Origin of the sequence: Mesorhizobium sp. B2-3-15 (assembly GCF_006442875.1) — a bacterium.
GTDB lineage: Bacteria > Pseudomonadota > Alphaproteobacteria > Rhizobiales > Rhizobiaceae > Mesorhizobium > Mesorhizobium australicum.
The window spans coordinates 60,415-87,316 of record NZ_VFVO01000010.1; the positions used below are offsets into that span (position 1 = coordinate 60,415).

Annotated in this window: 24 protein-coding genes; 13 read left to right on the plus strand and 11 right to left on the minus strand. The window is 63.9% G+C overall.

Going from position 1 to position 26,902, the window contains the following annotated elements:
- Positions 1-85: 85 nt before the first annotated feature.
- The 3 genes from FJ954_RS20535 to FJ954_RS20545 all read left to right on the plus strand — a co-directional run bounded on the left by FJ954_RS20535 (position 86) and on the right by FJ954_RS20545 (position 3,924).
- Positions 86-1,093, plus strand: a complete 1,008-nt coding sequence (locus tag FJ954_RS20535; RefSeq protein WP_140662818.1) for an iron ABC transporter substrate-binding protein — start codon at positions 86-88, stop codon at positions 1,091-1,093.
- Positions 1,094-1,309: 216 nt separating this feature from the next.
- The gene (locus FJ954_RS20540; protein WP_246677747.1) at positions 1,310-2,845 is read left to right on the plus strand and encodes an iron ABC transporter permease; all 1,536 of its coding nucleotides are present in this window, start codon (positions 1,310-1,312) and stop codon (positions 2,843-2,845) included.
- The gene (locus tag FJ954_RS20545; protein WP_140662822.1) at positions 2,842-3,924 is read left to right on the plus strand and encodes an ABC transporter ATP-binding protein; all 1,083 of its coding nucleotides are present in this window, start codon (positions 2,842-2,844) and stop codon (positions 3,922-3,924) included. The genes FJ954_RS20540 and FJ954_RS20545 overlap by 4 nt, the downstream gene beginning before the upstream one ends.
- A 43-nt stretch (positions 3,925-3,967) precedes the next feature.
- Here the strand turns inward: FJ954_RS20545 and FJ954_RS20550 are convergent, their stop codons facing one another.
- The 5 genes from FJ954_RS20550 to FJ954_RS20570 all read right to left on the minus strand — a co-directional run bounded on the left by FJ954_RS20550 (position 3,968) and on the right by FJ954_RS20570 (position 9,239).
- Positions 3,968-4,777 (minus strand): phosphodiesterase, encoded by an 810-nt coding sequence (locus FJ954_RS20550; RefSeq protein WP_140662824.1) that lies wholly within the window; start codon positions 4,775-4,777, stop codon positions 3,968-3,970.
- Positions 4,778-4,809: 32 nt separating this feature from the next.
- Positions 4,810-5,910, minus strand: coding sequence for a sn-glycerol-3-phosphate import ATP-binding protein UgpC (locus tag FJ954_RS20555; RefSeq protein ID WP_140662825.1), 1,101 nt, complete (start codon positions 5,908-5,910; stop codon positions 4,810-4,812).
- A 14-nt stretch (positions 5,911-5,924) separates the two neighbouring features.
- A complete protein-coding gene (locus FJ954_RS20560) occupies positions 5,925-6,839 on the minus strand; it encodes an ABC transporter permease subunit (protein ID WP_140662826.1) in 915 nt (304 codons plus the stop codon).
- A gap of 7 nt (positions 6,840-6,846) precedes the next feature.
- Positions 6,847-7,731, minus strand: a complete 885-nt coding sequence (locus FJ954_RS20565) for a sugar ABC transporter permease (RefSeq protein WP_015315549.1) — start codon at positions 7,729-7,731, stop codon at positions 6,847-6,849.
- A 155-nt stretch (positions 7,732-7,886) separates the two neighbouring features.
- Complete coding sequence (locus tag FJ954_RS20570) at positions 7,887-9,239, minus strand: extracellular solute-binding protein (RefSeq protein WP_140662828.1); 1,353 nt, start codon at positions 9,237-9,239, stop codon at positions 7,887-7,889.
- Positions 9,240-9,475: 236 nt separating this feature from the next.
- Between FJ954_RS20570 and FJ954_RS20575 the strand changes: the two genes are divergently transcribed.
- Both FJ954_RS20575 and FJ954_RS20580 read left to right on the plus strand, forming a co-directional pair.
- Entirely contained in the window at positions 9,476-10,510 is a 1,035-nt protein-coding gene (locus FJ954_RS20575; RefSeq protein WP_140662829.1) for an endonuclease/exonuclease/phosphatase family protein, read from the plus strand.
- Between the two features lie 162 nt (positions 10,511-10,672).
- Positions 10,673-13,126 carry an EAL domain-containing protein gene (locus tag FJ954_RS20580; RefSeq protein ID WP_140662831.1) on the plus strand — a complete coding sequence of 818 codons (2,454 nt, stop codon included), beginning with the start codon at positions 10,673-10,675 and terminating at the stop codon, positions 13,124-13,126.
- A gap of 66 nt (positions 13,127-13,192) precedes the next feature.
- Here FJ954_RS20580 and FJ954_RS20585 read toward each other — a convergent pair whose 3' ends face one another.
- Positions 13,193-13,873 (minus strand): TlpA disulfide reductase family protein, encoded by a 681-nt coding sequence (locus FJ954_RS20585; protein ID WP_140616834.1) that lies wholly within the window; start codon positions 13,871-13,873, stop codon positions 13,193-13,195.
- Between the two features lie 34 nt (positions 13,874-13,907).
- Between FJ954_RS20585 and argH the strand changes: the two genes are divergently transcribed.
- The 3 genes from argH to lysA all read left to right on the plus strand — a co-directional run bounded on the left by argH (position 13,908) and on the right by lysA (position 16,948).
- A complete protein-coding gene (argH, locus tag FJ954_RS20590; RefSeq protein ID WP_140662832.1) occupies positions 13,908-15,308 on the plus strand; it encodes an argininosuccinate lyase in 1,401 nt (466 codons plus the stop codon).
- 94 nt (positions 15,309-15,402) lie between these two features.
- A complete protein-coding gene (locus FJ954_RS20595; protein WP_023770782.1) occupies positions 15,403-15,609 on the plus strand; it encodes a lipoprotein in 207 nt (68 codons plus the stop codon).
- A gap of 70 nt (positions 15,610-15,679) precedes the next feature.
- The gene (gene lysA, locus FJ954_RS20600) at positions 15,680-16,948 is read left to right on the plus strand and encodes a diaminopimelate decarboxylase (RefSeq protein WP_140662834.1); all 1,269 of its coding nucleotides are present in this window, start codon (positions 15,680-15,682) and stop codon (positions 16,946-16,948) included.
- A 34-nt stretch (positions 16,949-16,982) separates the two neighbouring features.
- Here the strand turns inward: lysA and FJ954_RS20605 are convergent, their stop codons facing one another.
- Complete coding sequence (locus FJ954_RS20605; RefSeq protein ID WP_015315541.1) at positions 16,983-17,285, minus strand: metalloregulator ArsR/SmtB family transcription factor; 303 nt, start codon at positions 17,283-17,285, stop codon at positions 16,983-16,985.
- 50 nt (positions 17,286-17,335) lie between these two features.
- Here FJ954_RS20605 and FJ954_RS20610 point away from each other — a divergent pair, with 50 nt between their 5' ends.
- On the plus strand, positions 17,336-18,277 hold the full coding sequence (locus FJ954_RS20610) for a threonine/serine dehydratase (RefSeq protein ID WP_140662836.1): 942 nt from the start codon (positions 17,336-17,338) through the stop codon (positions 18,275-18,277).
- Positions 18,278-18,488: 211 nt separating this feature from the next.
- Positions 18,489-21,086 (plus strand): TIGR02302 family protein, encoded by a 2,598-nt coding sequence (locus tag FJ954_RS20615; RefSeq protein WP_140662837.1) that lies wholly within the window; start codon positions 18,489-18,491, stop codon positions 21,084-21,086.
- Between the two features lie 40 nt (positions 21,087-21,126).
- On the opposite strand, the gene FJ954_RS20620 is transcribed toward FJ954_RS20615, so the two are convergent.
- Positions 21,127-21,984, minus strand: a complete 858-nt coding sequence (locus FJ954_RS20620) for a LysR substrate-binding domain-containing protein (protein ID WP_140662838.1) — start codon at positions 21,982-21,984, stop codon at positions 21,127-21,129.
- Positions 21,985-22,203: 219 nt separating this feature from the next.
- Here FJ954_RS20620 and FJ954_RS20625 point away from each other — a divergent pair, with 219 nt between their 5' ends.
- Positions 22,204-23,151, plus strand: coding sequence for a DMT family transporter (locus FJ954_RS20625; RefSeq protein WP_140662840.1), 948 nt, complete (start codon positions 22,204-22,206; stop codon positions 23,149-23,151).
- On the opposite strand, the gene FJ954_RS20630 is transcribed toward FJ954_RS20625, so the two are convergent.
- From FJ954_RS20630 to FJ954_RS20640, 3 genes are all read right to left on the minus strand, one after another.
- Positions 23,152-23,523, minus strand: coding sequence for a response regulator (locus FJ954_RS20630; protein ID WP_181166417.1), 372 nt, complete (start codon positions 23,521-23,523; stop codon positions 23,152-23,154).
- 119 nt (positions 23,524-23,642) lie between these two features.
- A complete protein-coding gene (hpt, locus tag FJ954_RS20635) occupies positions 23,643-24,185 on the minus strand; it encodes a hypoxanthine phosphoribosyltransferase (RefSeq protein ID WP_140662843.1) in 543 nt (180 codons plus the stop codon).
- A 175-nt stretch (positions 24,186-24,360) separates the two neighbouring features.
- Positions 24,361-25,005, minus strand: a complete 645-nt coding sequence (locus tag FJ954_RS20640; protein ID WP_140616825.1) for a cadherin-like beta sandwich domain-containing protein — start codon at positions 25,003-25,005, stop codon at positions 24,361-24,363.
- Between the two features lie 189 nt (positions 25,006-25,194).
- Here FJ954_RS20640 and ftsE point away from each other — a divergent pair, with 189 nt between their 5' ends.
- Positions 25,195-25,854 (plus strand): cell division ATP-binding protein FtsE, encoded by a 660-nt coding sequence (gene ftsE, locus FJ954_RS20645; RefSeq protein ID WP_010911739.1) that lies wholly within the window; start codon positions 25,195-25,197, stop codon positions 25,852-25,854.
- A complete protein-coding gene (locus FJ954_RS20650; RefSeq protein ID WP_140662845.1) occupies positions 25,847-26,839 on the plus strand; it encodes an ABC transporter permease in 993 nt (330 codons plus the stop codon). The genes ftsE and FJ954_RS20650 overlap by 8 nt, the downstream gene beginning before the upstream one ends.
- The last annotated feature ends 63 nt before the right edge of the window (positions 26,840-26,902 follow it).

Consider the following 26,902-nt stretch of genomic DNA (forward strand, 5'->3'; position numbering starts at 1 on the left):
CCCGTCGTCTTTCAATCTTGACTAGTGCATTCATGAATTGGTACTCGGACGCACCCCAGTGCGGGACAACCCGAGGAGTACCCTTATGAAATCCCCCCTTCTTGCCCTTGCCAGCGTAGCCGCGCTTGCAATCAGCCTCGCCGCTGGTCCGGCGACGGCCGAAGATGCCGGCATCGTCGTCTATAATGCCCAGCATGAAAGCCTGGCGAAGGAATGGGCGGAAGGGTTCACCAAGGAAACGGGGATAAAGGTCACCTTGCGCAACGGCGGTGACAGCGACTTCTCCAACCAGATCGTCGCCGAAGGTGCTGCCTCGCCCGCCGACGTGTTCCTGACGGAAAATTCGCCGGCCATGGTGCTGGTCGAGAATGCCGGCCTGTTCGCGCCGGTCGACGCCGATACGCTGGCTCAAGTCCCGCAAGACTATCAGGCCACCAGCGGCAAATGGGTGGGCGTGGCCGCGCGCAGCACCGTGTTTGCCTATAACACCACCAAGCTCAAGGCAGACCAGCTGCCCAAGTCGATGCTCGATCTCGCCGACCCGAGCTGGAAGGGCCGCTGGGCGGCTTCGCCTTCCGGCGCCGATTTCCAGGCCATCGTGAGCGCTTTGCTGCAGCTCAAGGGCGAGCCCGCCACGGCCGACTGGCTGAAGGCGATGAAGGAGAACTTCACCGCCTACAAGGGCAACAGCACCGTGATGAAGGCGGTCAATGCCGGTGAGATCGAAGGCGGCGTGATCTACCACTACTACTACTTTGGCGATCAGGCCAAGACCGGCGAAAACTCCAAGAACGTCGCGCTGCACTATTTCAAGAACCAGGATCCGGGCGCTTTCGTATCGGTTTCCGGCGGCGGCGTGCTGGCCTCGAGCAAGCATCCCAAGGAAGCCCAGGCCTTCCTGAAATGGGTGACCGGCAAGGGCGGCCAGGACGTTCTGAAGAACGGAACCTCCTTCGAATACGCGGTCGGCAAGGGCGCGCAGTCCAATCCGAAGCTGGTGCCACTGGCCGACCTGCAGGCGCCGAAGGTCGATGCCACGACGCTGAACTCCAAGAAGGTCACCGACCTGATGACGGCAGCCGGCTTGCTTTAGTTGCCGTTCTTCCTAATAAGGACGTCAGATCGTGCTCTCGCGGGAATTCACCTTTCGCGGGAGCGTTTTGTTTCGAGATGCATTCGTCCATGACGACACGCTTCGTTCCTGACCGCGACCGTGGTCCCATGATTGCCTCTGCCGCGTCGCAACGGTATGGCGCCTGAACTGATGCAGTCCGCGGTCGATCTCGCGCGTCCCGGCCTGCCGTCCAAAATGCGTCGACGGGCGCAGCGGCGGGCGGCGCCTTGGCTTGTCGCCGCCGCCATATTTGTCTCCTTGCTGGCGCTGCTGCCGCTCGCTTTCATCATCTGGGTCGCGGTGCAGACCGGCTGGGAGACGGTCTCGGCACTGGTCTTTCGGCCGCGTGTCGGCGAACTGCTGGTCAACACCGGCCTGCTCGTCCTGCTGGCGGTGCCGATCGCCATCACCTTGTCGGTTACGCTTGCCTGGCTGACGGAACGCAGCGACCTGCCCGGTGCCCGGCTCTGGTCCTGGCTCTGCGTGGCGCCGCTCGCCATCCCCGCTTTCGTGCACTCCTATGCCTGGATCACCCTGGTGCCCGGGCTGCACGGCCTGTGGGCTGGCGTGCTGGTGTCCGTCATCGCCTATTTCCCTTTCCTCTATCTGCCGGTGTCGGCGGCCCTGCGCCGTCTCGATCCCGCTCTCGAGGACGCGGCCGCGGCACTTGGCCATGGACCCTGGCGCGTGTTCTGGCGCGTCGTGCTGCCGCAGCTCAGGCTCGCAATATGCGGCGGCTCGCTGTTGGTCGGCCTGCATCTGCTGGCCGAATATGGCCTCTATGTCTTCATTCGCTTCGACACCTTCACGACCGCGATCGTCGATCAGTTCCAGTCGACCTTCAACGGCCCGGCCGCCAACATGCTGGCCGGCGTGCTGGTGACCTGCTGCTTCGTGCTGCTCGGCCTCGAAGTGCTGGTCCGCGGCGAGGAGCGTTATGCCCGTGTCGGCTCCGGTGCCGCGCGATACCAGCAACGAATGAGCCTCGGCCGCGCCACCCTGCCCAGCTTGCTGCTGCTCGCCGTCACCACACTGCTGGCGCTTGGCGTTCCGTTCGTGACCATCGGGCGCTGGCTCGCCGCCGGCGGCGCCGATGTCTGGCGCTTCGACGAGATCGGCCTGGCACTCGGCCAGACGCTGTTCCTGTCCCTCGCTGGCGCCCTGCTTGCCACTGTCGCGGCCATGCCGATGGCCTGGATCTCTATCCGCGCGCCGGGTCCGTTGCAGCGCTTGCTCGAGGGATGCAATTACATCGTCGGCTCGCTGCCCGGGGTCGTGATCGCGCTGGCGCTGGTCACCATCACGGTGCGCATCGCACTGCCGCTCTACCAGACCTTGTTCACTATCCTGGTCGCCTATGCACTGATGTTCCTGCCGCGCGCGCTGGTCAGCCTGCGTGCATCGATCGCGCAAGCGCCGGTCGAGCTCGAACGCGCCGCGTCCAGCCTCGGCCGGCGGCCGCTCAATGCGCTGTGGTCGACGACGATCCGCCTGTCGGCGCCCGGTGCGGCGGCCGGCATGGCCCTGGTGGCGCTCGGCATCATGAACGAACTGACCGCGACCCAGATGCTGGCGCCGAACGGCACCCGCACACTGGCCATGGCGTTCTGGTCCTACAGCAGCGAGATCGATTACGCCTCGGCGGCTCCTTACGCCTTCATCATGGTGGCGATGTCGCTGCCCCTGACCTGGCTGCTCTACGTCCAGTCGAAGCGGATGGCAGGACGATGAGCTTTCTCGAACTCGGTAATCTGCACAAGCACTACGGCCCGGTCGCCGCACTAGCCGGCGTCAACCTGAACGTCGCCAGCGGCAGCCGCACGGCGATCGTGGGACCTTCCGGCTGCGGCAAGACGACCTTGCTGCGGCTGATCGCCGGCTTCGAGGCGCCTGACCAAGGCCGCATCGTACTCGACGGCCAGGAGCTGGCCAATGGCGGCGCCGCTGTCCCGGCGCATCGCCGCGGCATCGGCGTGGTGGCGCAGGACGGCGCCCTGTTCCCGCATCTGACCATCTCGGACAATATCGGCTTCGGCATGGCACGGGACGACGACAGGCGCGCCGAGCGCATCGTCGAACTTGCCTACATCGTGGGACTCGACAAGGCGATCCTCAAACGCCGCCCGCACGAGCTCTCCGGCGGCCAGCAGCAGCGCGTGGCGCTGGCCCGCGCCATGGCGATGAAGCCGCGGCTGATGCTGCTCGACGAGCCGTTCTCGGCACTCGACACCGGCCTGCGCGCCTCGATGCGCAAGGCGGTGGCCGAACTTCTGGAGGCGGCCGGCATCACCACCATCCTGGTGACGCACGACCAGGCCGAGGCGCTGTCCTTCGCCAGCCAGGTGGCGGTAATGCGCGATGGGAAATTTTCCCAGGTCGGCACGCCGCGCGAGCTCTATCTCAAGCCGAAGGACAGGATGATCGCCGAGTTCCTCGGCGATGCCATCATCCTGCCGGCGAGCATTTCGGGCGGCTTCGCCAGTTCGCCGCTGGGCCGCATCGCCGTCGACGCGCCGGACAGCCGCGATGTCGCCCGTATCATGCTGCGGCCGGAACAGATCGGCCTGAAACGCACCTCGCGCGAGGGCATGTCGGGCACATCGGACATGCCGTTCGGCGAGGTGACGGAATCGGAATTCGCCGGCTCGACATGCACGATCGCGGTGCGGCTCCTGAACAATTCCGATCCGCCCGACGCCGCGGCCATCGGCGGCACGCCGCTGATCCTGCGCAAATCCGGCATGGACGCGCCGGCGGTCGGCGAGATCGTGCGGCTGACCGTATCGGGCAAGGCGCACGTCTTCGCCTGAGCCCGACGATTTTAAGCCCTTGAACCAAAGCGAAGTGGCAAGCTCACGCCGTGATGCGTTCGCCGGTTTCGGCTGAATAGATCGGCCATTGCTCGATAAAATCGCAACCGTGCACCACCACGCACGCGTTGGCGCTGTCGATGAGGATGACGGCGTAGGACGGCGGCGCTTGTTCGACGATCTCGCTCGATCGCTCGAGGGCGAGCTCGAAGCGGGCATGCAGGCCGCGCTGCGCCGAGAACGGGATGCCGGCAACGGTGCCGGCAATGTCGCGATGCACATGGCCGAAGAAGATATGGCGGACGTTGCCATGGCCCCGCAACAAGTCGAGCAACCGCTCGGGCTGCTGAAGCGCCAGCGGATCGAGTTGAGGCAGGCCGAGCGCGACCGGCGGATGATGCAGGAACACGTAAGCGGGCCGGCCGCCCGACCGTTCCAGCCGGGCTTCGAGCCAGGCAAGCCGCCTCTCGCACAGTTCGCCCTCGACGCGCCCTTCCGCCAGGCAGTCGAGAAACAACAGCACTTCGTTGCCGGTATCGTGGACCGACTGCACGAAGCCGTTTTCGTCGACCGGAACGTCGGGAAACGCGGCGATGAGATTTGCCCGCCGGTCATGGTTGCCCGGCAGCAGCCTGTACGGCACCGACAGCGTGGTCAGGGCAGCGCGCAGATCGGCATAGCTCCGCGGCGCACCGGTCTCCGTCAGGTCGCCGGTGAAGACGCAAAGCGCGGCGTCGGCGTGATGCGCATTGATGTGCGCGATGCACTGATCCAGCCGCTGGTGCAGGTCGGCTCCATAGCGGCGCTCACCTTGCCGACCGAGATGCACGTCGGTGACCTGGATGACTTTCATGTACGTCTCTTTGGCGGCGCGCGTGCTGGAAATCAAAGCGCTGGCTCTGGCACCGAAGCCTTGAAGACATCGAGACGGGTCCCTGTCTCCGACGAGAAGAAGTGCATGTCGTCACGCGAGATCTTCAGCCCGACGGTGCTGCCGGGCTCGGGGTGAACGGGCTCCGAGGTCATCACCGAAAACGGCGCGCCGTCGAGGTCGACATAGATCACCCGCCCCGCGCCCAATTCCTCGACCAGGTCGACAGTCGCATCGAGCGCGCCCGGCGTTTCCGGCGCCACCAGCCGCACCGCCTCCGGCCGGATGCCCATCGCCACTTTCGTGCCGACCGGCAGGCCGGCGCGAGCCATCGCCAGGCGCCGGCTGCCGCCGAGCAGCGACAATCCGTCGAGTTCGGCGGTGCCTTCGAGGATGTTCATGGCCGGCGCGCCGACGAAGGTGGCGACGAAGCGGCTGGCCGGGCGGGTGTAGATTTCACCTGGCGTGCCGACCTGTTCGACCCGTCCCCCATTCATCACCACCAGCCGGTCGGCCAATGTCATGGCTTCGACCTGGTCGTGGGTGACGAAGACGGAGGTGGCATTCAGCCGGCGATGCAGCTTGCGGATCTCCGAACGCATCTGCACGCGCAGCTTGGCGTCGAGATTGGACAGAGGCTCGTCGAACAGGAACACCTTCGGCTCGCGGATCATGGCGCGGCCCATGGCGACGCGTTGCCTCTGGCCACCCGAAAGCGCCATCGGCTTGCGGTCGAGCAGTTGCTCGAGTTCCAGTGTGCGGGCCACCGCCTGGATGCGCTGGTTGCGCTCGGCCGAGGGAACACCGGCGACTTTCAGCGAATAGCCGATGTTCTGGGCCACGCTCATATGCGGATAAAGCGCGTAATTCTGGAACACCATGGCGCAGCCGCGCTCGCGCGGCTCGAGTTTGTTGACCACCGTGCCGTCGATGGCGATCGTGCCGTCGGAAATTTCTTCCAGCCCCGCGATCATCCTGAGCAGCGTGGACTTGCCGCAGCCGGACGGCCCGAGAATGATGACGAATTCGCCCGAGGCAAAGTCGAGATCCACGCCGTGCACGACCTGCGTCTTGGCATAGTTCTTCTTGACGCCGCGTATTGCGATGGAGGCCATTTTTTGTCTCCTTGTTACTTCTCGGTGGCGATCAGGCCGCGCACGAACCAGCGCTGCATCAGCACCACGACGATCATCGGCGGCAGCATAATGATGAGAGTACCGGCCATGGCGATATGCCACTCCGGAGTGCCGCCGACATTGGGGATGAGCTGCTTGAGCTCGGTCACCGCCATCGCATGCGACTGGTCGGTGGTGATGAGCAGCGGCCATAGATACTGGTTCCATGCCCATAGGAACATGATGGTTCCGAGCGCCGCCATGTTGTTGCGCGACAGCGGCAACAGGATATCGATGAAGAAGCGCAGTGGCCCGGCGCCATCCATGCGTGCGGCTTCCGTCAATTCGTCCGGCACGGTCAGGAAGAATTGGCGATAAAGGAACGTCCCGGTCGCCGTGGCGACCAGCGGCAGAATCAGGCCGGGATAGGAGTTGAGCAGCCCAACGCTGAGCTGGACCTGCACGCCCGAAACCGTTTCGATCAGCCAGCTCAGGCCGGTCGCGTCCAGGATAGCCTGATACGGCTCGAGCACGTTGGCGACCACCGCGTAGGTCGGCACGATGCGCACTTCAAGCGGCAGCATCAGAGTGATGAAGATCAGCCAGAAGATCAGCGTGCGGCCGGGAAATCGGAAATAGACGATCGCGAAGGCGGTCAGCGCCGAGACGATCACTTTGCCGGCGGCAACGCCGGTCGCAACGATGAAGCTGTTCAGCAGCTTGGGACCAAGGTCGGCTGTCACCCAGGCGGTCTTGATGTTGATCCAGAAATCGCTACCCGGCAGCAGCGACATCGGCACGTCGTTGACATCCCTGAGATTATGCGAGGCTGCGATTGCCACGATGGCGAACGGCGCCACACAGAAAACGAAGCCGACGAACAAGATCAGGTGCGTGAAAAAATTGAGGAACGGGGTGCGCTCGACCATATCAGTCTCACCTGTAATGGACGCGCCGCTCGATGAAGCGGAACTGGAAAATGGTCAGCACGATGATGAGCAGCATCAGGATGATGCTCTGCGCGGCGGCACCGGAGTAATCGAGGCCTTTGAAGCCGTCGGAGTAGATCTTGTAGACCATCAGATTGGTGGCATTCGCCGGCCCACCGGACGTCATGATGTCGACGATGCCGAAGGAATCCTGGAAGCTTTCCGTGATGTTGATGACAAGCAGGAAGAAGATGGTCGGGGTGATCAGCGGAAACTGGATGTCCCAGAAGCGCCTCATGACACCAGAGCCGTCCATCGCGGCGGCTTCGATCAGGGAACGCGGGATCGCCTGGAACGCGGCGAGGAAGAAGATGAAGTTGTAGCCGACATACTTCCAGGAAAAGGCGATGATGATCGAAGCCATGGCGTCGGCGCCGTCCAGGCCGGGATCCCAGAAGCCGGGCCAGACCTGGTTGACGACGGCCATGAAGCCGGCTTCCGGCGCCAGGATGAAGCGGAATGCCAGCGCCAGGGCGGGCGCGGCGATGCCATAGGGCCAGATCAGCACCACGCGATACAGCCATGAGCCGGCTAGCTGGCGGTCGGTGAGCGCGGCGAGCACGAGCGCGACGAACATCGCAAGCCCGGTGCTGATGCCGGCAAAGACAAGGCTGGCGGTGATCGAGTTCCAGTAATCGGCGTTGGCCAGGATCGAGCGGAAATTGTCGAGACCGACCCAGATGTTGCCGCCGCCCCAGGGCTGCTGCAGCGTCAGCGACCAGTATACGGCCTGGCCGGCAGGCCAGTAGAAGAAGGTGAAGATCAGCAGGAGCTGCGGCACCGCGAAAAGAATGCCGATTGTCCAACTGCCGAAAGTGACGCGTTTTTCCATCGGTCCGCCGTTGCCGCAGGGTGGTCAGCTTAAAGCAAGCGAGAGATTAATAACGAAATGCCCGCCCGTCGACCCAGGCATGATCCCGAAAACTGGAAACCGGTCTTCGGGATCATGCTCAAATGGGTCGGCGGGCGGTCTGGGAAATCCCTGGATCAGGGCAGGGTCTTGCCTGGATATGTCTGCTGGAAGCGGTCGAGGATGGCGTCGCCGTTCTTGACCAGCGTGTCGAGACCTTCCTGCACGGTGAGCTTGTTGGCGAAGATCGCCTGCATCTGGGTGCCGAACTCGGCGCGGATCTGGGTGAAATTGCCCAGGCGGATGCCGCGGGTGATTTCGGTTGGCTCGGAGGCGGTCAGGCTGGCGATCGCGACTTCGCGGCCCTTGTAAGGCGCCTTGTCGTAAAAGCCCTGGCCCTTCATGTAGTCGAAGCCCGACTTGGTCACCGGGATGTAACCGGTGTTGGTCGACCAGAACAGGGCGGTCTTCGGATCATGGATGAAGTTGAGGAACGCGGCCGCGCCCTTGTATTCAGCATCCGACTTGCCCGAGAGAACCCACAGCGATGCGCCGCCGACGAGCGAGTTCTTGCGCTCCGTGCCGGCATAGACGGGCAGTTCGGCGACGTCCCAGTTCATGCCTTCCTTCTGCGTACGGCCAACCGTGCCGTGATCGCCGACCGAGGTCAGGATGACCTGGCAGGTGCCGGTGGCAAAGGCCTGGACCATATCCTGGCCGAGATCCTTCGACTTGATCTTGATCAGGCCGGCATCATACCACTTCTTGAGGTCGGTGACGTACTGCACGAACTTGGTCTTGTTGACTTCGAGGCGGGCGTCGAGGCCGTCATAGCCATTGTTCTTGGTGGCGATCGGCTGGTTGTGAATGGCGGAGAACTGCTCCATCAACTGCCAGCTTTCGTTGGCCGAGATGTTGATCGCCATCGGGCATTCATAGCCGGCGTCCTTCATTGCCTTGAGGTCGGCGCCGACGTCTTCCCAGGTCTTCGGGGCTTCGGTCTTGCCGATCTTGGCGAAGGCGTCCTTGTTCCAGTACATCAACGCCGTAGACGAGTTGAACGGGAAGGACAGCATCTCGCCTTTCGAGGTGGCGTAATAGCGGGCGATGCCTGGGAAATAATCGGCGTAGTCGATCTTGTAGCCGTTTTCTTCCATGAGCTTGTCGGCGGGCTTGTAGGCGCCTGACAGCATCATGGTGGCGGTGCCGACGTCATAGACCTGAACGACGGTGGGCTGCTTGCCGGCGCGGAAGGCGGCAATGGTGTTCTGCAAGGTGGCGTCGTAATTGCCCTGGCTGGTGCAGACGACTTCATAGTCCTTCTGCGAGGCGTTGAAATTCTTGCACAGCGTGTCCACGACCCGGGCGAGATCGCCCGAAAGACCGAACCAGAAATCGAATTTTGCCGGTTCCGCAAAGGCAGGCATCGCCAGCGCGGAGCTGAGCACGCCAGCGGCAAGGGCAGCAAAGCCCCGCTTGATGATCGTCATGATTTCTTCCCTCTTGAATGACTGTTGACAAGGGTCTTGCGCAAGTCCTTGCCCGCTCTCTTAGAGAAGGTATGTGACAGTTCTGTTGTGGCCTCCCGGGCCTGTGCACAGCTGGTCTTTCCTCCCCTCCGGCGGCTACAGCGGCATGAAAACGTCACACCGGCGCCTTAGGTAGCTAGGGCGACTTCCAAGGACGTAAAGGCCGTCATTGTTATCCGGCTAAAAGGGATGATGAAATGCTGGTGAAGCAGCTGGCGCACGTGCCCATCACCGACAGGCAGGCGATGCGCGAAGGCCCGCGCGATAGCGCCACCCATTTGCGGCATGCAGCCGCCATTCCGGCTCTTGGCCAGATCGAAATCGGCGGCAAGGCGTCGCACGCGAACGTCGGCGAGGCCTTGAAGGTGGTGGCCTGGAACGTCGAGCGGCTCCGTCATGTCGATGCCATTGCACGAACGCTTGCCGGGCAGGCCCCCGAAATCGTGCTGTTGTCCGAGGTGGACAAGGGCATGGCACGCTCCGGCAACGGCCATCCGCTCAGCGTGCTTGCCGACCGGCTCGGCCATGCCTTCGCCTATGGTGTCGAGTTCGTCGAACTCGCTGGCGGCAACGAGGCCGAGCGCATGGCAACCGGTGAAGCCGCCAACGCGGAAGGCTTTCACGGCAATGCCGTGACCAGTGGCATGCCGCTGCTGCGACCCTTCCTGGTGCGCCTGGACGCCGCCGGCGGCTGGTTTCGGCCGGAGCGCGGCCAACCGCGCATCGGCGGACGCATGGCGATCGGCGGCCAGGTGCGCATCGGCGACCGTAGGATGACGGTCGTCTCGGTGCACCTTGAAAACCGAACCGATCCGGCTCGCAGGGCCGCTCAGACACGCAAACTCCTCGATGCAATCGACAACTATGATGCGCAAGCGCCAGTACTGCTCGGCGGCGATTTCAACACGCTGACGGCAAGCCACGAGGAGCGCCATGACGACCCACGGGCGTGGATGGCTCGGGTCATGGCCGAACCGGACCGGCTGATCCATGCCGAGCGTCACGAGCCGCTGTTCGCGGCCCTTGCCGAGCGCGGCTATGATTGGCAGGCCGCCAACAATTTGGACCTGCCCACCCAGCGTCGGCCCGCCGGCACCCCGGTTGGCCGAATCGACTGGTTCTTCACGCGCGGCCTCGCGGCCAGCGCGCCGGCGGTTCTTCCGGCGGTGTTGCCGGATGGCAGCCCAAGCTCGGATCATGACGCCCTGACAGTGACCGTCCGCCTGAAATAACCGTCGTCTTCAATCGATGCGGCTGACCTGGCTTGTGCTCTTGCGGTCAGCTTGCGCCGCAAAAGCACGCCATGGTTGCAGGCGGCTTTATCGATCCTTCAACAGCCAAGCATTAATCAGTCATATTTCTTTCTTTATTTCCTGCGGGCCAGGGGGAATAAGATGCTGACGGTCTATAACTGCATCGTGAACCAGCACGATCTGAGGCTGGTTGCACTGGCAGCGCTGATTTGTGGAATTTCCTGTTTTTCAGCCGTCAATCTTCTTCATCACATAGGTCGCTCGACGGATCGAAATCGGCTTGCCTGGCTGACGATCGCCTCCACCTCGACCGGTTTCGGCATCTGGGCAACGCACTTCATCGCCATGCTTGCCTTCACGCCGGGAATCCCCAACGCCTATGATCCCGGACTTTCAGTACTCTCGCTCGCTGGCGCGGTGGCGGTTACGGCGGCCGGCATGTGGGTCGCCACCTTGCGCGACGAGCTTGATTACCATCTGGTCGGCGGCGCCGTTCTGGGCGGCGGTATTGCCGCCATGCACTACATCGGCATGGCGGCATTCGAGGTCGAGGGCCGGATCGAATGGAACCTGCTCCTCGTCGCCGTCTCCTTGCTGGCCGGCGTGACGCTCGCGGCGCTGGCTTTGCGCGTCGTCCTGCGCGGCTCGTCGCTGCCTGCGACGCTTGCCGGTGCGGTCTTGCTGACGCTGGCGATCTGCGGCCTGCACTTCATCGCCATGGCTGCCGTCTCGATCTTCCCGGATTCCTCGATCGCCATATCCCAACACACCGTCGCACCGACCTCGCAGGCCTTCGCCGCCGCTGCGGCCACTCTGGTGATCCTAGTGCTTTCGGCCACCGCGCTGTGGATCGACCTTCGCTTCCGCCGCCAAAAGCTTGAGGTCGACCGCATGCACGGCTTAGCCAACGCCGCGGTGGAAGGCCTGATCGTCTGCGATGGCAATCGCATCGTCAGTGTCAACGACAGCATGGCCAGGCTGACCGGCATGGTCGCCACGACACTGAACGGAAGGGAACTTGGCGACCTCTTCGATGAGCGCACCGCATCCGACCTGATCAACTTCCAGGGACAGCCGTGGGAGGCGGAACTGAGCAATCGCGACGGGATGAGAATTCCCGTCGAACTGATCGCCAGAAGCATCGACTATTGCGGCAAGCCTCACAATGTCGTCGCCGTCCGCGACATTCGCGAACGCAAGAAGGCGGAACAGGAAATCCTTCGCCTCGCTCATTTCGATCCGCTGACGGGGCTCGCCAACCGCCGTAGCTTTTCCAGCCGGCTTGATACCGAAATCGCCGCCACGAGCCGAGACGCAAAAGCCGGCAAGGGCGCGAGGGGCGGGCATCTTGCGCTTCTTCTGCTCGACCTCGACCGGTTCAAGGAGGTGAACGATCTTTATGGGCATGGCGCCGGCGACGCGATGCTTCAGAAGGTGGCGAACTGTGTCTCCGGCGTTCTTCGCCACGGACAGATGCTGGCGCGCCTGGGCGGCGACGAATTCGCCATCATCTCCCCCAACCTGCCCGACCCGCAGGCGGCGAGCCGGATAGCCGACGCGGTGCTCGCCGCGATGCGCGAGGAGAACCGGCTCGCGGCGGGTGGCGGGCTGGTATCGGGGAGCATCGGCATCGCGCTCTATCCGCTGGACGCGGAAGACCAGGCCAGCCTCATCAGCCATGCGGATACCGCGCTCTATCGCGCCAAGACCGAAGGCAGGGACACCTATCGCTATTTCGAGGCGTCGATGGGCGCCGAGGCTCGCGACAAGCGCGTCATGGAGCACGAACTGCGCCAGGCAGTCGCGCGCGACGAATTCTATCTCGTCTACCAGCCGCAGAAGGAGATCAGCAGCGGCAAAATGGTCGGCTTCGAAGCCTTGATCCGTTGGCGGCATCCCGAACGCGGCGATGTTCCCCCGTCCATATTCATACCGCTGGCGGAGGACAGCGGCGCCATAGGCCAGATCGGAGATTGGGTGCTGACGGCAGCGTGCCAGGAGGCCGCCAGTTGGGAAAATCCACTGACGGTAGCCGTCAACGTCTCCGCGGTGCAGTTGCACAATCCGAACTTCAGCCGAAAGGTGCACGAGACCTTGCTCAAGTCCGGTCTCGCGGCAGCCAGGCTGGAACTCGAAATCACCGAGACGGCGCTGGTGAAGGACATGCCGCGCGCGCTGGCGAGCTTGCGACAGGTCAAGGCGCTTGGCGTGCGCGTGGCCATGGATGATTTCGGAACCGGCTATTCCTCCCTCTCCAACCTTCGCGCCTTCCCTTTCGACAAGATCAAGATCGACGGTTCCTTCATCAAGTCCGTCGACACCAACGGCCAGGTTGCGGCGATCGTGCGCGCCGTGCTCGGGCTGGGGCGCGGCCTGGGTCTGCCGGTGCTGGCGGAGGGCGTCGAGACGCTCGGCGAGTTGAAGTTCCTCGACGCCGAGGCCTGCGAGATCGGCCAGGGCTATTATCTCGGCAAGCCGGCGCCGATCGAGGCGTTCGGAAACCTGACCGGCCACGGCAAGCGTGTTCGGGCGCGAGGCGCCGACCGCCAGGATGGCAGCCTCGTATTGCTCAAGCCGAGCGTACGCTCGGCCTAGAGCTCTTTGTTTTTACGCAATTCCGGACGGAGAACCGTTACACACTTTTCCTGGAGGTGCTCTGGCTCACGACCCGAGCGCCGTCTCGACCAGCCGCTTTGCATCGGGGCCCGCCCATTCGGCTGGACCGTTCATGTGGGCGATCAGGCAGCCTTCGCCGTCGATCAGCATGGTGACGGGCAGGCCGAGCGCCAGACCGCGCGTCTTGAGGTCGTTGAACAGTGTCATCGTCGAATCGCGGTAGTAGCCGAGCGTGTGCACACCGGTATCGGCGAGAAACTTCTTCGGTTTCACGTCGTCGCCGGCATCGACGTTGACGGCGACGACCTGAAAGGCGTCGCTGCCTTTCTCCTTTTGCAGCGCATCGAGCGCCGGCATTTCGGCACGGCAGGGCGCGCACCATGTGGCCCAGAGATTGAGCAGCACGGTCTTGCCGGCATGATCGGCGATCGTCATCGGCTTGCCGTCCGGACCGTGGAAGGCGAGGCTCCTCATCGACTGCGGCGGATCGGCCGGCAAAAGTGCCGCGACCTCGCCGGTGGCCGCGGCCGCGACCTTCTTGGCGCGATCGCTCTTGGCGGCGCAGGCGACATCGTCCTTGCTGTCGCCGGCGGCTGCTTGGGGCGCAGCGTTGTTGCCAGACCGGCTCTCGCTGACATATACCGCGACCGCGCCGGCCAGCGCTCCCGCCACCAGGGCGGCGAGGATCAGGCGCCGGGCCGGGAAAAATCTGTTTCCGTCTGCCATATTCTCAAACTGCTCCGAAGCACGGGTTATAGCCATGAGCGACAAGAAGACCAGCAACCAGATGTGGGGCGGACGATTTGCCTCGGGTCCGGCCGCGATCATGGAAGCGATCAACGCGTCGATCTCGTTCGACCGCAAACTCTACGCGCAGGACATAAGAGGCTCGATCGCTCATAGCGAGATGCTGGCGCAAACGGGCATTATTTCGGCGGCCGATCAAGAAAAAATCGCTCACGGTCTGAACACGATCCTGAAAGAGATCGAGGGCGGCAGCTTCGAGTTTTCGACGCGGCTGGAAGACATCCACATGAACATAGAGGCCCGCCTTGCCGATCTCATCGGTCCGGCGGCCGGCCGGCTGCACACCGCCCGTTCGCGCAACGACCAGGTGGCCGTCGATCTGAGGCTCTGGGTCAAGGACGAATGCTTTCGTGTCGCCGAGGCGTTGAAAGGCTTGATCATGGCCCTCCTGGCGCGAGCCGAGGAACATGCGGCGACCATCATGCCGGGCTTTACCCACATGCAGGCGGCGCAGCCGGTGACCTTCGGCCATCACTGCATGGCCTATGTCGAGATGTTCGCTCGCGACCTGTCGCGCGTGCGCGACGCCATTGAGCGCATGGACGAGAGCCCCCTCGGCGCCGCCGCCCTTGCCGGCACCAGCTTTCCCATCGACCGCCACCAGACCGCCAGGGCGCTCGGTTTCCGCGAGCCGATGCGCAATTCGCTGGACAGCGTCTCCGACCGCGATTTCGCGCTGGAATTCCTTGCCATGGCGGCGATCTGCGCCACTCACCTGTCGCGGCTGGCCGAGGAGATCATCATCTGGTCGACGCCACAATTCGGCTTCATCAGGCTGTCGGATAGTTTTTCCACCGGCTCCTCGATCATGCCGCAGAAGAAGAACCCCGACGCGGCCGAACTGGTTCGCGGCAAGACAGGCCGCGTCAACGGCCATCTGGTCGGCCTGCTGACGGTGATGAAGGGCATGCCTTTGACCTACGGCAAGGACATGCAGGAGGACAAGGAATCGGTGTTCGACGCGGCCGAGACGCTCGACCTGATGCTGGCCGCGATGACCGGCATGGTTGCGGACATGACGGTCAATGCCGCCGCGATGAAGAAGGCCGCCGGCTCCGGCCACGCCACCGCCACCGACCTCGCCGACTGGCTGGTGCGTACCTTGGGCCTGCCGTTCCGCGAGGCCCATCATGTCACCGGCCGCGCGGTGGCGCTGGCCGAACACAGGAAGGTCAGCCTGGAAAAGCTTTCGCTGGAGGATCTGCAATCGATCAACCCAGGCATCACTTCCGACATATTCTCGGTGCTGGCGGTGCAGAACTCGGTCAAGAGTCGCACCAGCTTCGGCGGCACCGCGCCATCGGAAGTGAGAAAGCAGATCCGCTATTGGAAAAAGCGTCTCGCCAAGGCGTAATGCCGGATATCGCGATCAGCAATATCCGGGGTGCAATGCACCGAGAACTCGGCTAAAAGCAGCGGCGGACAGAGAGTTTCGGACGGATGGATCGATGACCGGAAGCAGGATTTTGGTGACGCTGACGCTGCTTGCGGCGCTTGCCTTCGTGACCGCCTGCGGCCGCAAGGCGGGCCTGGACACGCCCTATGAGGCGGCTGTCCAGGCACGCAAGGATGCCGAGAAGGCCCACCAGCCCGTGCCGCCGGAACCGGAAAAACCGGTCGTGGACAAGAAGTTCATTCTCGACCCGCTGATCTAGCGCCGATGAAGGCGGGATTGGTCTTGTCCAAACCCGATCGCATCGTGCCTCAACTTCCGGAACCACACTCGTGAACCATTTCGACTACCGCGATGGCGTGCTGCATGCCGAGGACGTGGCGATCCCTGATATCGCCGCACAGGTCGGCACGCCGTTCTATTGCTATTCGACGGCGACCCTGACTAGGCACTACCGTGTCTTCGTCCAGGCCTTTGCCGGGCTCGATACGCTGGTCTGCTACGCCATGAAGGCCAATTCCAACCAGGCGGTGCTGCGGACCTTGGCCAAGCTCGGCGCCGGCGCCGACGTCGTCTCGGAAGGCGAATTGCGCCGGGCTCTCGCCGCAGGAGTCCCGGCCGGCAAGATCCTGTTCTCGGGCGTCGGCAAGACCGCCCGCGAAATGGACTTTGCGCTCCAAGCCGGCATTCTCTGCTTCAACGTCGAATCCGAGCCGGAACTCGAGCTGTTGTCGGCACGTGCCGTGGCGCTCGGCAAGGTGGCGCCTATCTCGCTGCGCATCAATCCCGATGTCGACGCCAAGACCCACAAGAAAATCTCAACCGGCAAGGCTGAAAACAAGTTCGGCATTCCCTGGCAGCGGGCGCGCCAGGTCTATGCCCGCGCGGCAACGCTTCCGGGCATTAAGGTCACCGGCATCGATACCCATATCGGCAGCCAGATCACCGAGTTGCAGCCCTTCGACGACGCCTTCGCCCTGCTGGTCGACCTGGTCGGAGCGCTGCGCGGCGACGGCCACGCCATCGAGCATGTCGATCTCGGCGGCGGTCTCGGCATTCCCTACCGCGTCGACAACAACCCGCCCCCCTTGCCCGACGCCTATGCCCAGATCGTCCGCAAGCATGTCACCAAATTGGGTCTCAAGGTGATGTTCGAGCCGGGCCGGCTGATCGTTGGCAATGCCGGCATCCTGGTCTCGGAAGTGATTTTCGTGAAGGAAGGCGACGCCAAGAATTTCCTCGTTGTCGACGCTGCCATGAATGACCTGATCCGGCCGACGCTCTATGATGCCTTCCACGAGATCAGGCCGGTCGTGCAGCCGCCGGCCGACGCGCCGCGCATGATGGTCGACGTAGTCGGCCAAGTCTGCGAGACCGGCGATTATCTCGGCCTCGACCGCGACCTGCCCCGGCTGATGGCGGGCGATCTCGTCGCCGTTTCCACCGCCGGCGCCTATGGCGCGGTCCAGGCCGGCACCTACAACACTCGCCTGCTGGTGCCGGAGGTGCTGGTCGACGGCGACCGTTTCCATGTCGTGCGTCCGCGCCCGACCTATGACGAGCTGATCGGGCTGGATTCGGTGCCGGACTGGCTTGCGTAAGCCGCCCTGCCGCGACGCTATAACCGGTTCTGCGCTATAACCGGTTCTGGATGAGTGCCCTTGCGTCGGCGATCCTGTCCTCGTCGCGGCGGTAGAAGGTCCATTGCCTGATGCGCTTGGTTCTGAGCAGGCCGGCCTGGACGAGCACGCGCATATGCTCGGAAAGCGTCGCCTGAGTGATGCCGAGCTTCTCGGCGATCAGCAGCGCGCAGACGCCGTCCTCGACCAGATCGCCATCCGCCTGTGCCCGGAAATGCGCACGTGGATTCTTGAGCCAGTCGAGAATCTGCAGTCTGCGCTCGTTGGCGATCGCCTTGAAGACATCAACCTCTTGCATTTAGCCATTTTGCCAAGTTACTAATTGCTGTCAATCCCAAGGAGATTTTGATGTCGCAGGGCAACGTCGTCACACGCGGACGCATCGCCGCGATGGAACCGCGCATCCGCCCCTATATCAGGCACACACCGGTTCTGCGCGTCGACATGGCCGACTTCGATCGGGGGCCATTGGCGATCGACCTCAAGCTCGAATGCCTGCAGCATTCCGGCTCGTTCAAAGCCCGCGGCGCCTTCACCAACCTCCTGGAGCGGCCGGTTCCCGAGGCCGGCGTCGTCGCCGCATCGGGCGGCAATCATGGCGCTGCCGTCGCCTACGCCGCCATGCGGCTTGGCCACAGAGCAACCATCTTCGTTCCCGAAGTGAGCCCGCAGGCCAAGCTGGACCGCATCCGGGCCTATGGCGCCGACCTCGTTGTCGGCGGCGCCCGCTATGCCGAAGCGCTGGCCGCCAGCGAACGGTTCGCCGAGGAAACCGGCGCCTTGCAGATCCACGCCTTCAACCAGGAGGAGACGCTGGTCGGCCAAGGCACTCTCGGGCTCGAAATCGAAAGCGATCTGCCTGAGATCGACACGCTGCTGGTCGCCGTCGGTGGTGGCGGCCTGATCGGCGGCATCGCCGCCTGGTATGCCGGCCGCATCCGCATCGTCGCCGTAGAGCCCGAGGGTGCGCCGACGCTTCATCGCGCCTTCGAAGCCGGCCATCCGGTGGACGCGCCGGCGGAAGGCATCGCCGCCGATTCGCTAGCGCCCAAGCGGGTCGGCGAGATGATGTTCCCGATCGCCGAAGCCTTCGTCGAACGCTCCATCCTGGTCAGCGACGACGACATCATCGCCGCCCAGAAGGCGCTCTGGAACCGCGTGCGCATCATCTCGGAGCCGGGTGGTGCCGCCGCCTTTGCCGCGATCCTGTCCGGCCGCTACGCGCCGACACCGGGCGAACGGGTCGCCGTGCTGGTCTGTGGGGCCAACGCAAACCCCGCCAATTTCTGATTGCAACCATTTCGGCAGGCTTCACGTTTTCTCAAACTGCCTCGCCTTTGCCGTGTTTACTGGTATTCTTCGAGTCGTGAGGCTTGGGCTATCCCGTCCGCCTCGCCGCATGATCCCGAAAAATAGAATCCAAGTTTCGGAACAGATCATGCCCAAAGAGATAGAGCCCATTGCGGTCCTTCAGGACGGAACAGGGCTCCAGGAAGGGCCGATGACCGAACGACCCACCTTCAGCAGCAATCGCGGCCTGGCCGGACGCCTGGCCTTGAGCCGGCTGGCGACGCGGGTCTCGATGGCGATCGAGCGTGGCTGGCCGCTGCTGCTTCCGCTCATTGTCGTCGTCGGCCTGTTTCTCAGCGTCTCCTGGTTCGGTATTTTTCCCCGGCTGCCGGACGTGGTGCGCATCGGCCTTATCGCCATGTTTTGCCTGGCAGGTCTGGCGGCGCTTTATCCGCTGCGCTTTTTCCGCATACCTGGCGCGGCCGAGATCGATCGCCGCATCGAAGCCGCCAACAGACTGCTGCACAGCCCGGTGCAGGTGCAGAGCGACCGGCCCAGCGGCCAGGAAAGCAGTTTCTCGCAGGCGCTCTGGCGCGAGCACCAGAAGCGAATGGCTGGAAAGCTCGACAATCTCGGCGCCGATCTGCCGCGCACGCGCGTGCCGGAGCGCGACCCGTGGGGATTGCGCGCCGTGGCGGCGCTCCTGCTGGTCACTGCCTTTGCCTTCTCCTTCGGGCCGACCGGCGGCCGGCTGACAGATGGGTTCAGCGCACATGGCACGCTCGACGCCGTACCGCCGCGCATCGACGCATGGGTGACGCCGCCGGCCTATACCGGCAAGCCGCCGATCTTCCTGACTGCCGACGCCAACCAGGCGACCCCGACTTTTCATGTCCCCGAGGGAAGCGACGTCTCCCTGCGCGTTACCGGAGGCTCGGGCGAGGAAACGCTTGCCTATGCCGACAAGGACGGCAATGCGCGCGCCATCGACCCCGCAAGCCCGCAAGCCGCCGCCAAGCCGGCAGCAAGCCCGGCGGTGTCGTCCGCCTCGCCTTCGAAGGTGCGCCAGTTCGCCAGCAAGCTGACCGGCGACGGGACGCTGACGCTGAAATCGGGGGAGGATCAGCTTGGCCGCTGGGCTTTCGCCGTCATCCCGGACAAGCCGCCGCGGATCCGCTTCGTCGGCGAGCCCAAGCGCGCCGCCAACGGCGCCTTCGAGCTCAACTATCAGATCGATGACGATTACGGCGCCGCCACCGCCAAGGCGGTCTTCGCGCTGGCCGACCCGCAGCCGCCGGGTGCGCATCCGCTCTATGGTCCGCCCGAAATGCCGCTGACACTGCCGCGCCGCGGCGGCAAGTTGAATGCCGCCAAGACCACGAAAGACCTGACCGAGCATGTCTGGGCCGGCAGCAGCATCAAGCTGACGCTGGTCGCCACCGACGACGCCGGCCACACCGCCTCAAGCGAAACCAAGACGCTCGCGATGCCCGAGCGGCCGTTCACCAACCCGCTGGCACGCGCGGTGATCGAACAGCGCCGCCTGCTTGCGCTCGACGCCAATGCCAAGCCGCGCGTGCTCGACCTGATGGAGGCCATCACGCTGCGGCCTGAAGACACGTTCGATACCATGTCCCACTACCTCGCCATCATGAGCGCAATGAGCCGGCTGAAGCTGGCGGTGAACGACGATCAATTGCGCAGCGAGGTTGCCTACCTCTGGGAGATCGCGCTTGGTATCGAGGAGGGCAACCTCTCGGCGGCCGAAAAGCGGCTGCGCCAGGCCCAGCAGGCACTGCAGGACGCCATCAAGAATGGCGCCAGCGATGCCGAGATCGAGAAGGCGATGAAGGAACTGCGCGAGGCGATGAACCAGTTCCTGCAGGAGTTCGCCGAACGCGCCAAGCAGAACCCGAACGCGCCGCAGATGCAGCAGAACGGCCAGGAGCTGCGCCAGAGCGACATCGACCGCATGATGGACCAGATCGAAAATCTGGCGAAGTCCGGCGATCGCGACAAGGCCCAGCAATTGCTGTCTCAGTTGCAGGACATGATGAACAACCTCCAGGCCGGCCGCCAGCAGCAGGGGGGCGAGCAGGACAGCCAGATGCGTCAGCAGATGGACAAGCTTGGCGAGATCCTGCGGCGGCAGCAGGAGATGATGAACGACACCTTCCGCATGGATCAGATGCAGCGCGGCGAGCGCCAGCGCGGCCGCAACCGCGACGAGCAGCTTGGCCAGAACGATGAGCAAGGTCAATCTGGCGAAAACGGCAAGCCCGGCGAGAATGGCGAGCCAAAGCCTATGACGCCGCAGGAATTCGCCGATGCGCTGAAGCAGCTGCAGGAGGGCCAGGGCCAGCTGAAGAGCGATCTGGAGCAGCTGAAGAAAGGCCTCGAGGGCATGGGCATGGAGCCCAATGAAGGATTTGGCGAGGCCGGCAAGTCCATGGGCAGCGCCGAGCAGGCGCTTGGCGAGGGCCAGGGCGACGAGGCCGTCGGCCACCAGGGCCGGGCGCTTGAGGCGCTGCGCAAGGGCGCCAAGGACATGATGAAACAGATGCAGGCTATGCAGGGCGACCAGGGCGGCAGCCAGGAAGGCGGCCGCCAGCAGGATGCCGACCGTGACCCGCTCGGCCGGCCGCGCGCCAGCCAGGGTCCCGATTTTGGCGATTCGGTGAAAGTGCCCGACGAGATCGACGTCCAGCGCGCGCGCCAGATCCTGGAAGCGATCCGCAAGCGGCTCGGCAATGCGCTCAGCCCCGACATCGAGCGCAGCTATCTGGAACGGCTGCTGGAGCTGAAATAGGAAGCGGCGAGAGGGACCAGCTTCATTTCCATGGAGCCGTCTACCTGTTGACGAACGCCTCGCGGATTGCCTCCTGCATGCCGTCGATTGCTTCGCCTGACGCATTCGGGTTGCGATGCATCACCACATTGGAGGAATCGATGTCGCCGAACCCGTCCGCGGACGTCAGCTCTCGGCAGTCCGCCGGAATGTTGCTGCGTGAGATCGGCGCGATCGCCAACCCCGAGGTGACGGCAAGCTTCAGGCCGCCATTGGTATCGCTTGTATAGGCGACGCGATAGGCAAGGCCGCGCTGCTCCAGCAATTTGATGGCGAAGTCCTTACACCAGCCGGCGCGGTTGTAGAGCGCGATCGGCACCGGGCGCTCCTCATGCATGTGATGCAGGTTCGACGTCACCCAGACCGTCGGATCATGCATCAGCACTTCGCCGCCGGAAGGATCCTGCCATTCGAACACCACGCATAAATCCAGCTCGCCGGCGGCGAGCGCCGCGATCTGCGCCTCCGAATGCGCGTAGCGTACGGTGACCTCGACCTTGGTGTGACGCTTCGAAAATGCGCCGAGCGCGCGCGACAGGATGGCGTGGCCATATTCCTCAGGAATGCCAATGCGCACCGGCCCACCGAGCGGCGCCGCCGCCATCGACGCCGCCGTTTCATCGAGCAGCGAAACGATACGGCGGGCATTGACGATGAGTTCGCCGCCACGCCGCGTCAGCGCGACGCCGCGTGAACCTCGCTCGAACAGGCTGTCGCCGACCAGCTCTTCGAGCTTCTTCATCTGCATCGACACGGCCGATTGCGTGCGGCCGGCCTGCTCGGCCGCCCTGGTGAAATTGCCGGCCTCGGCTATGGCGACAAAGGTACGCAGGAGATCACTATCAAGGGTTGGCCGCATGGCATCCATCATAAGCGGATTTGATCACTGGCATCATTCCAATTCGTTTGCAACATGTCAAACGCCGAACGATAATCGCCTCACCCATTGGATATGCAGTCGCGAAATCGGCTGCGGACCAATCAAGAGTCCTCACTCGTGCCCGCTACCCGAACACGGTGGCGGGTTCTTTTTGATCTGGTGAGGGTCGCCGGATCGGATGCGCGGGAGCCTGAACGGATGCAGAATAGGATGGTGCGTGGCATCCTGAGCCTGTGCCTGGGCGTGCTGGTCTTCTCGCTGCAAGATCCGCTCGTCAAAGCCGTGTCGAGCGGTTACCCGGTGACCGAGGTGATGGCGATCCGCTCGATCGTAGCCTTGCCGATCCTGATCGTTCTGGTTCACGCCGATGTCGGGGTGCGGGCAATCCTGTCGAAACGGTTCGGCCTGCTGACGATACGCGCCTTCATCCAGTTCACCTCCTACACGGTCTATTACCTGGCCATCGCCGCCCTCCCGCTGGCCGACGCCGTGGCGCTCTATTTCATGGCGCCGCTCTGCATCATGGCGATGGCCGGCCCCTATCTCGGCGAGCGCGTTTCCTGGCAGACGCTGTCGACCGTGCTGATCGGGATGCTTGGCGTGCTGGTGATGCTGCGCCCCGGCGCCGGGCTGTTCGACTGGGCGGCCTTGCTGTCGCTGGGCTCGGCCGTGCTCTACGCCTTCTCGCAGCTGATGGCTCGCAAGATCGGCGATACCGAATCGTCCACTGTCATGGCCTTCTACCAGAACGGCGCCTATCTCGTCGGCGCGGCCGTCGTCGCCGGCACGTTCCACATTGCGGGCATAACCCACGCCGTCCACCCGAGCCTCGAATTCCTGGTGCGACCATGGATCGCGCCGACGCTGCCGGATTTCCTCAAGATGGCCGCCTGCGGTTTCGTCGCCTCGGCCGGTATGATCCTGCTCTCGCAAGGCTACCGGCTGGCGCCGGCCAACCGCGTCGCCACCTTCGAATATACCGGCATCCTGTGGTCGCCGCTGTGGGGTTTCCTGTTCTTCGCCGAGGTGCCCAGGTCAGCGACGGTGATCGGCGCGGCGCTCATCATCGGCGCCGGCCTGCTGGCGCTCAACACCGAGCGCCGCGCCAGCCCGGCACCGGCGCTTGTGGCCAGGGATCCAGCCTGATCAGGCGAAGCAGATCAGCGCCCGTTCGACGCGAGAGCGGATCTCGGCGAGCGTGAAGGGTTTTTGCACGACATCGAGGATGATGCCGTTCAATTCCTCGGCGCGCTCGCGCTGGTCGGCATAGCCGGTCATCAGCATGATCTTCATCGCGGGAAAAAGCGCGGCTGCCGCAACCGCCATCTCGATGCCGTCCATCTCGGGCATGCGTATGTCGGAGACGACGAGATCGTACCCGCCTTTTGCGGCGCGGATCAGCGAAAGCCCCTGCGCGCCATCGGCGGCGATATCGATTGCGTGGCCGGCGCGTTCGAGCGCGCGGGCTGCGAGGGTGCGGACGGACTCATCGTCCTCGACGATCAAAAGCTTTGCCATGGCCGGCATGTTTGGCGGCGAAACGTTGACTTTTCCTGAAAACCCCGGCGCTCGCCCAGACTAATTTTCCTGACACCGTTAAGGCCTTTTTCAGAATTCACCGGTGCGAGGCACTCGCCTTACACATCGCCTTTCACCATACCCACGAACGGCAATTCACGGAAAGCATGCGCCACATCCATGCCATAGCCGACGACGAAATAATCGGGACAGTCGAAGCCGACGTAATCGGCATTGAGCGCGGTCTGGCGGCGCATGCGCTTGTCGAGCAGCACGGCGATGGAACAGCTTTTCGCGCCACGCGACAGCATCAGGTCGCGCGTGAAGCTCAGCGTCTTGCCCGATTCCAGAATGTCGTCGATCAACAGCACGTCACGGCCTGCAACCTCGTTGTCGATGTCGCGCAGCACCCTCACCTCGCCGCTGGTTGTGCCGGCGCCATAACTGGAGATGAAGATGAACTCGACTTCCGGCGACAGGCCGACATCATGCATGGCGCGGATCAGGTCGGCGGCGAAGATGAACGAGCCTTTCAGCACCGAAATCACCAGGAGATCGTGATAATCGTGCCCGGCGATCTCCTTGGCGAGTTCGAGATTGCGCCGCGCGATCGCCGATGCCGAAAACAGGACTTCGATGTCCTTGCCGCGCACGTTTGGCATTTCTCGCCCCCTCCAGTTTTTTTCCGAAACGCCTTCACACCGAGCGTGTGTTGAGAGTCAGGTCAGACCGAGCCGAAAGCAGTGGTTTCCGAGAACCGGAGCGGAGCGTACGTGAGCACCGGAAGCGCAGGGAACCACCGTTTGCAGGCCGGCTTCACCTGAATATCGACACACGCTATTCGGCGAAGGTGACCAAAACGGTCCTTACCCCGTTCTTAGGCACGTCGAGCCGGCTGGCAAAGCCGAATCTTTCGCCCGATGCCAGCGAATGGCCAGATGTCCCCAGCGTATAGCGGGTTGTCCGGCCGTCATTGCCCGTCACCCGGATTTCGAGTGGCGGCATTGTCGCGGGCCTCGTCCCGTCATTGGCGGCCTCGCCGTCGACGAACAGCACCGGATTGGCGCCGGAGGCATCGATGCGTGACGTCACGCCTGAAATGGTCAGCGCCGACGCTTGCGCGCCGGGCAGGAACGGTGCCTGGCGCACCAGCGCATGGCCGCCCGAGACCCAGAAGGCGGCAAGGGCGGCGCCGATGCCGGCGATCCAGAAGATCGGACCGCCGCGCGAGGCCGGCGGCCGTTCCGCTGGCATTTCCGGCTTGCGCAGCATGTCCATGCCTTCGATGGCCGGGGGGACAATCGCACGCGGCAGCGGCGTCACATTTCCGACTGGTGGGGCCGGCCGCGGCAACACCATATAATCCGCATCGATGATATCAGCCGCCGGGGCGCGCAAGATCCGGTCCGCTGCGGCAATTGCCGCGGGATCGGTCATGATTTCGCCGGAAACCGGGCGCGCGGTTCGTTCGTCAGCCATCATGGCCCCAGTATTGCGCGTGTTCGCTTTTCGTTTCTTTTGCGTAAACACAAATGGTTAACGCTTCCCCACCGGAGCCCTCTTGAAGAGCCTAAACGAGCCAGGAATTAACCGCCGGTTAACCATGCCGGCCGATGGTCTTTTCACAAAACAGGCCGGTTCGCCGCGGCCAGGAAATTCAGGTCGTCGAAATTGATTCGCTTCGAAAATGTCGGCCTCCGCTATGGCATGGGTCCGGAAATCCTCCGCGACATCTCCCTGCACATACCGGAGCGCTCCTTCCAGTTCCTGAGCGGGCCTTCGGGTGCCGGCAAGACGACATTGCTGCGCCTTTTGTTCATGTCGCTGAAACCGACGCGTGGACTGATCACCATCTTCGGCAAGGACCGCTCGCGCATCTCGCGCACCGAACTGCCGCATCTGCGCCGCCGCATCGGCGTGGTGTTTCAGGACTTTCGCCTGCTCGACCACATGACCACCTATGAGAATGTGGCGCTGCCGCTGCGCGTGCGCGGGCGCGAGGAAGCGAGCTACCGCACCGACGTCACCGAGTTGTTGAAATGGGTGGGGCTGGGCGAGCGCATGCATGTGCTGCCGCCGGTCCTGTCCGGAGGCGAGAAGCAGCGCGCCGCGATCGCGCGCGCCCTGATCGAGCAGCCGGAGATCCTGCTCGCCGACGAGCCGACCGGCAATGTCGATCCGCCGCTGGCGCGGCGGCTGCTGCGGCTGTTCATCGAGCTCAACCGGCTTGGCACCGCCGTTGTGATCGCCACGCATGACCTTGGCCTGATGGAGCAGGTTGACGCGCGCCGCATGATCCTGGCCGGCGGAAGGCTTGATATCTATGACTGAGACCGAGCTATCGGCCGACCATTTCGAGGAGCAGGATGCCGAGGCGGTGGAGGCGAGGCCGCGCGCACAACGCAAGATGGCGCCGATCGTGCCGGCGCAGAACATTGCCGGCCGCGCTCTGGTGCTGGTCATCGCCATCATGACTTTCCTGTCCTGCCTGACCTTCGGCGCGGTGACACTGGTGCGCGACACAGCCTCGGTTTGGGAAAACCAGATCTCGCGCGAGGCGACGATTCAGATCAAGCCGGCCGACGGCCTCGACATGGAGGCGGCGCTTACCCAGGCCTCGCGGATCGCCGGCGAATTCCCTGGCGTGAAGTCGACCCGGATCATCGACCGCGAAGCGACCGCAAGGCTGCTGGAGCCCTGGCTGGGTTCGGGCCTCAACATCGACGACCTGCCCGTGCCGCGCCTGATCATCGTCACCATCGACGAGAGCAGCCCGCCTGACTTCGCCGCCATGCGCGCCGCGATCACGCCGAAACTGCCGAGTGCATCGCTCGACGACCACCGCACCTGGGTCGACCGGCTGGTGGCCATGGCCCGCACCACGGTGACCATAGGCGTCGCCGTTCTGGCCCTGATGCTGTCGGCGACGGTGCTGACCGTGGTGTTCGCGACCCGTGGGGCCATGGACGGCAACGGCCACATCATCGAGGTGCTGCATTTCGTCGGCGCCGAGGCGCGCTTCATCGCACGCGAATTCCGCCGGCATTTTCTGGTCACCGGCATGAAGGGCGCGGCCGCCGGCGGAGCGGCGGCGGTGCTCGTCTTCATCGTGTTCTCCTGGTGGTCGTCACGCAACATGGCAACGCCGCAGGCCGATCAGGCGACCGCTTTGTTCGGCAACTTCGCCATCGGCTCGGCGGGTTACGCAGGTGTCGTCCTGATGGTGCTGGTGATTGGCGCGCTGACGGCGGCAACCTCGCACGTCACCGTCGTTGCCTATCTCAGCGACATCGACGTTCGCCAACCCGATGCATGAAAGGACCTCGTCTTGGCTTGGACGGAAACAGGGCGATCACGGAGAAAGAATTCGCGTAACGCA

What these genes read in the sequence shown, in the direction of transcription:
- FJ954_RS20575 (WP_140662829.1), top strand. Translation starts at nt 9,476, where the DNA reads ATGCTGGTGAAGCAGCTGGCGCACGTGCCCATCACCGACAGGCAGGCG.
- FJ954_RS20565 (WP_015315549.1), bottom strand. Translation starts at nt 7,731, where the DNA reads ATGGAAAAACGCGTCACTTTCGGCAGTTGGACAATCGGCATTCTTTTC.
- FJ954_RS20625 (WP_140662840.1), top strand. Translation starts at nt 22,204, where the DNA reads ATGCAGAATAGGATGGTGCGTGGCATCCTGAGCCTGTGCCTGGGCGTG.
- FJ954_RS20535 (WP_140662818.1), top strand. Translation starts at nt 86, where the DNA reads ATGAAATCCCCCCTTCTTGCCCTTGCCAGCGTAGCCGCGCTTGCAATC.
- FJ954_RS20560 (WP_140662826.1), bottom strand. Translation starts at nt 6,839, where the DNA reads ATGGTCGAGCGCACCCCGTTCCTCAATTTTTTCACGCACCTGATCTTG.
- FJ954_RS20540 (WP_246677747.1), top strand. Translation starts at nt 1,310, where the DNA reads ATGCGTCGACGGGCGCAGCGGCGGGCGGCGCCTTGGCTTGTCGCCGCC.
- FJ954_RS20570 (WP_140662828.1), bottom strand. Translation starts at nt 9,239, where the DNA reads ATGACGATCATCAAGCGGGGCTTTGCTGCCCTTGCCGCTGGCGTGCTC.
- FJ954_RS20550 (WP_140662824.1), bottom strand. Translation starts at nt 4,777, where the DNA reads ATGAAAGTCATCCAGGTCACCGACGTGCATCTCGGTCGGCAAGGTGAG.
- FJ954_RS20650 (WP_140662845.1), top strand. Translation starts at nt 25,847, where the DNA reads ATGACTGAGACCGAGCTATCGGCCGACCATTTCGAGGAGCAGGATGCC.
- FJ954_RS20585 (WP_140616834.1), bottom strand. Translation starts at nt 13,873, where the DNA reads ATGGCAGACGGAAACAGATTTTTCCCGGCCCGGCGCCTGATCCTCGCC.
- FJ954_RS20605 (WP_015315541.1), bottom strand. Translation starts at nt 17,285, where the DNA reads ATGCAAGAGGTTGATGTCTTCAAGGCGATCGCCAACGAGCGCAGACTG.
- argH (WP_140662832.1), top strand. Translation starts at nt 13,908, where the DNA reads ATGAGCGACAAGAAGACCAGCAACCAGATGTGGGGCGGACGATTTGCC.
- FJ954_RS20580 (WP_140662831.1), top strand. Translation starts at nt 10,673, where the DNA reads ATGCTGACGGTCTATAACTGCATCGTGAACCAGCACGATCTGAGGCTG.
- FJ954_RS20545 (WP_140662822.1), top strand. Translation starts at nt 2,842, where the DNA reads ATGAGCTTTCTCGAACTCGGTAATCTGCACAAGCACTACGGCCCGGTC.
- FJ954_RS20555 (WP_140662825.1), bottom strand. Translation starts at nt 5,910, where the DNA reads ATGGCCTCCATCGCAATACGCGGCGTCAAGAAGAACTATGCCAAGACG.
- FJ954_RS20595 (WP_023770782.1), top strand. Translation starts at nt 15,403, where the DNA reads ATGACCGGAAGCAGGATTTTGGTGACGCTGACGCTGCTTGCGGCGCTT.
- FJ954_RS20610 (WP_140662836.1), top strand. Translation starts at nt 17,336, where the DNA reads ATGTCGCAGGGCAACGTCGTCACACGCGGACGCATCGCCGCGATGGAA.
- hpt (WP_140662843.1), bottom strand. Translation starts at nt 24,185, where the DNA reads ATGCCAAACGTGCGCGGCAAGGACATCGAAGTCCTGTTTTCGGCATCG.
- FJ954_RS20630 (WP_181166417.1), bottom strand. Translation starts at nt 23,523, where the DNA reads ATGGCAAAGCTTTTGATCGTCGAGGACGATGAGTCCGTCCGCACCCTC.
- FJ954_RS20615 (WP_140662837.1), top strand. Translation starts at nt 18,489, where the DNA reads ATGACCGAACGACCCACCTTCAGCAGCAATCGCGGCCTGGCCGGACGC.
- FJ954_RS20620 (WP_140662838.1), bottom strand. Translation starts at nt 21,984, where the DNA reads ATGCGGCCAACCCTTGATAGTGATCTCCTGCGTACCTTTGTCGCCATA.
- FJ954_RS20640 (WP_140616825.1), bottom strand. Translation starts at nt 25,005, where the DNA reads ATGATGGCTGACGAACGAACCGCGCGCCCGGTTTCCGGCGAAATCATG.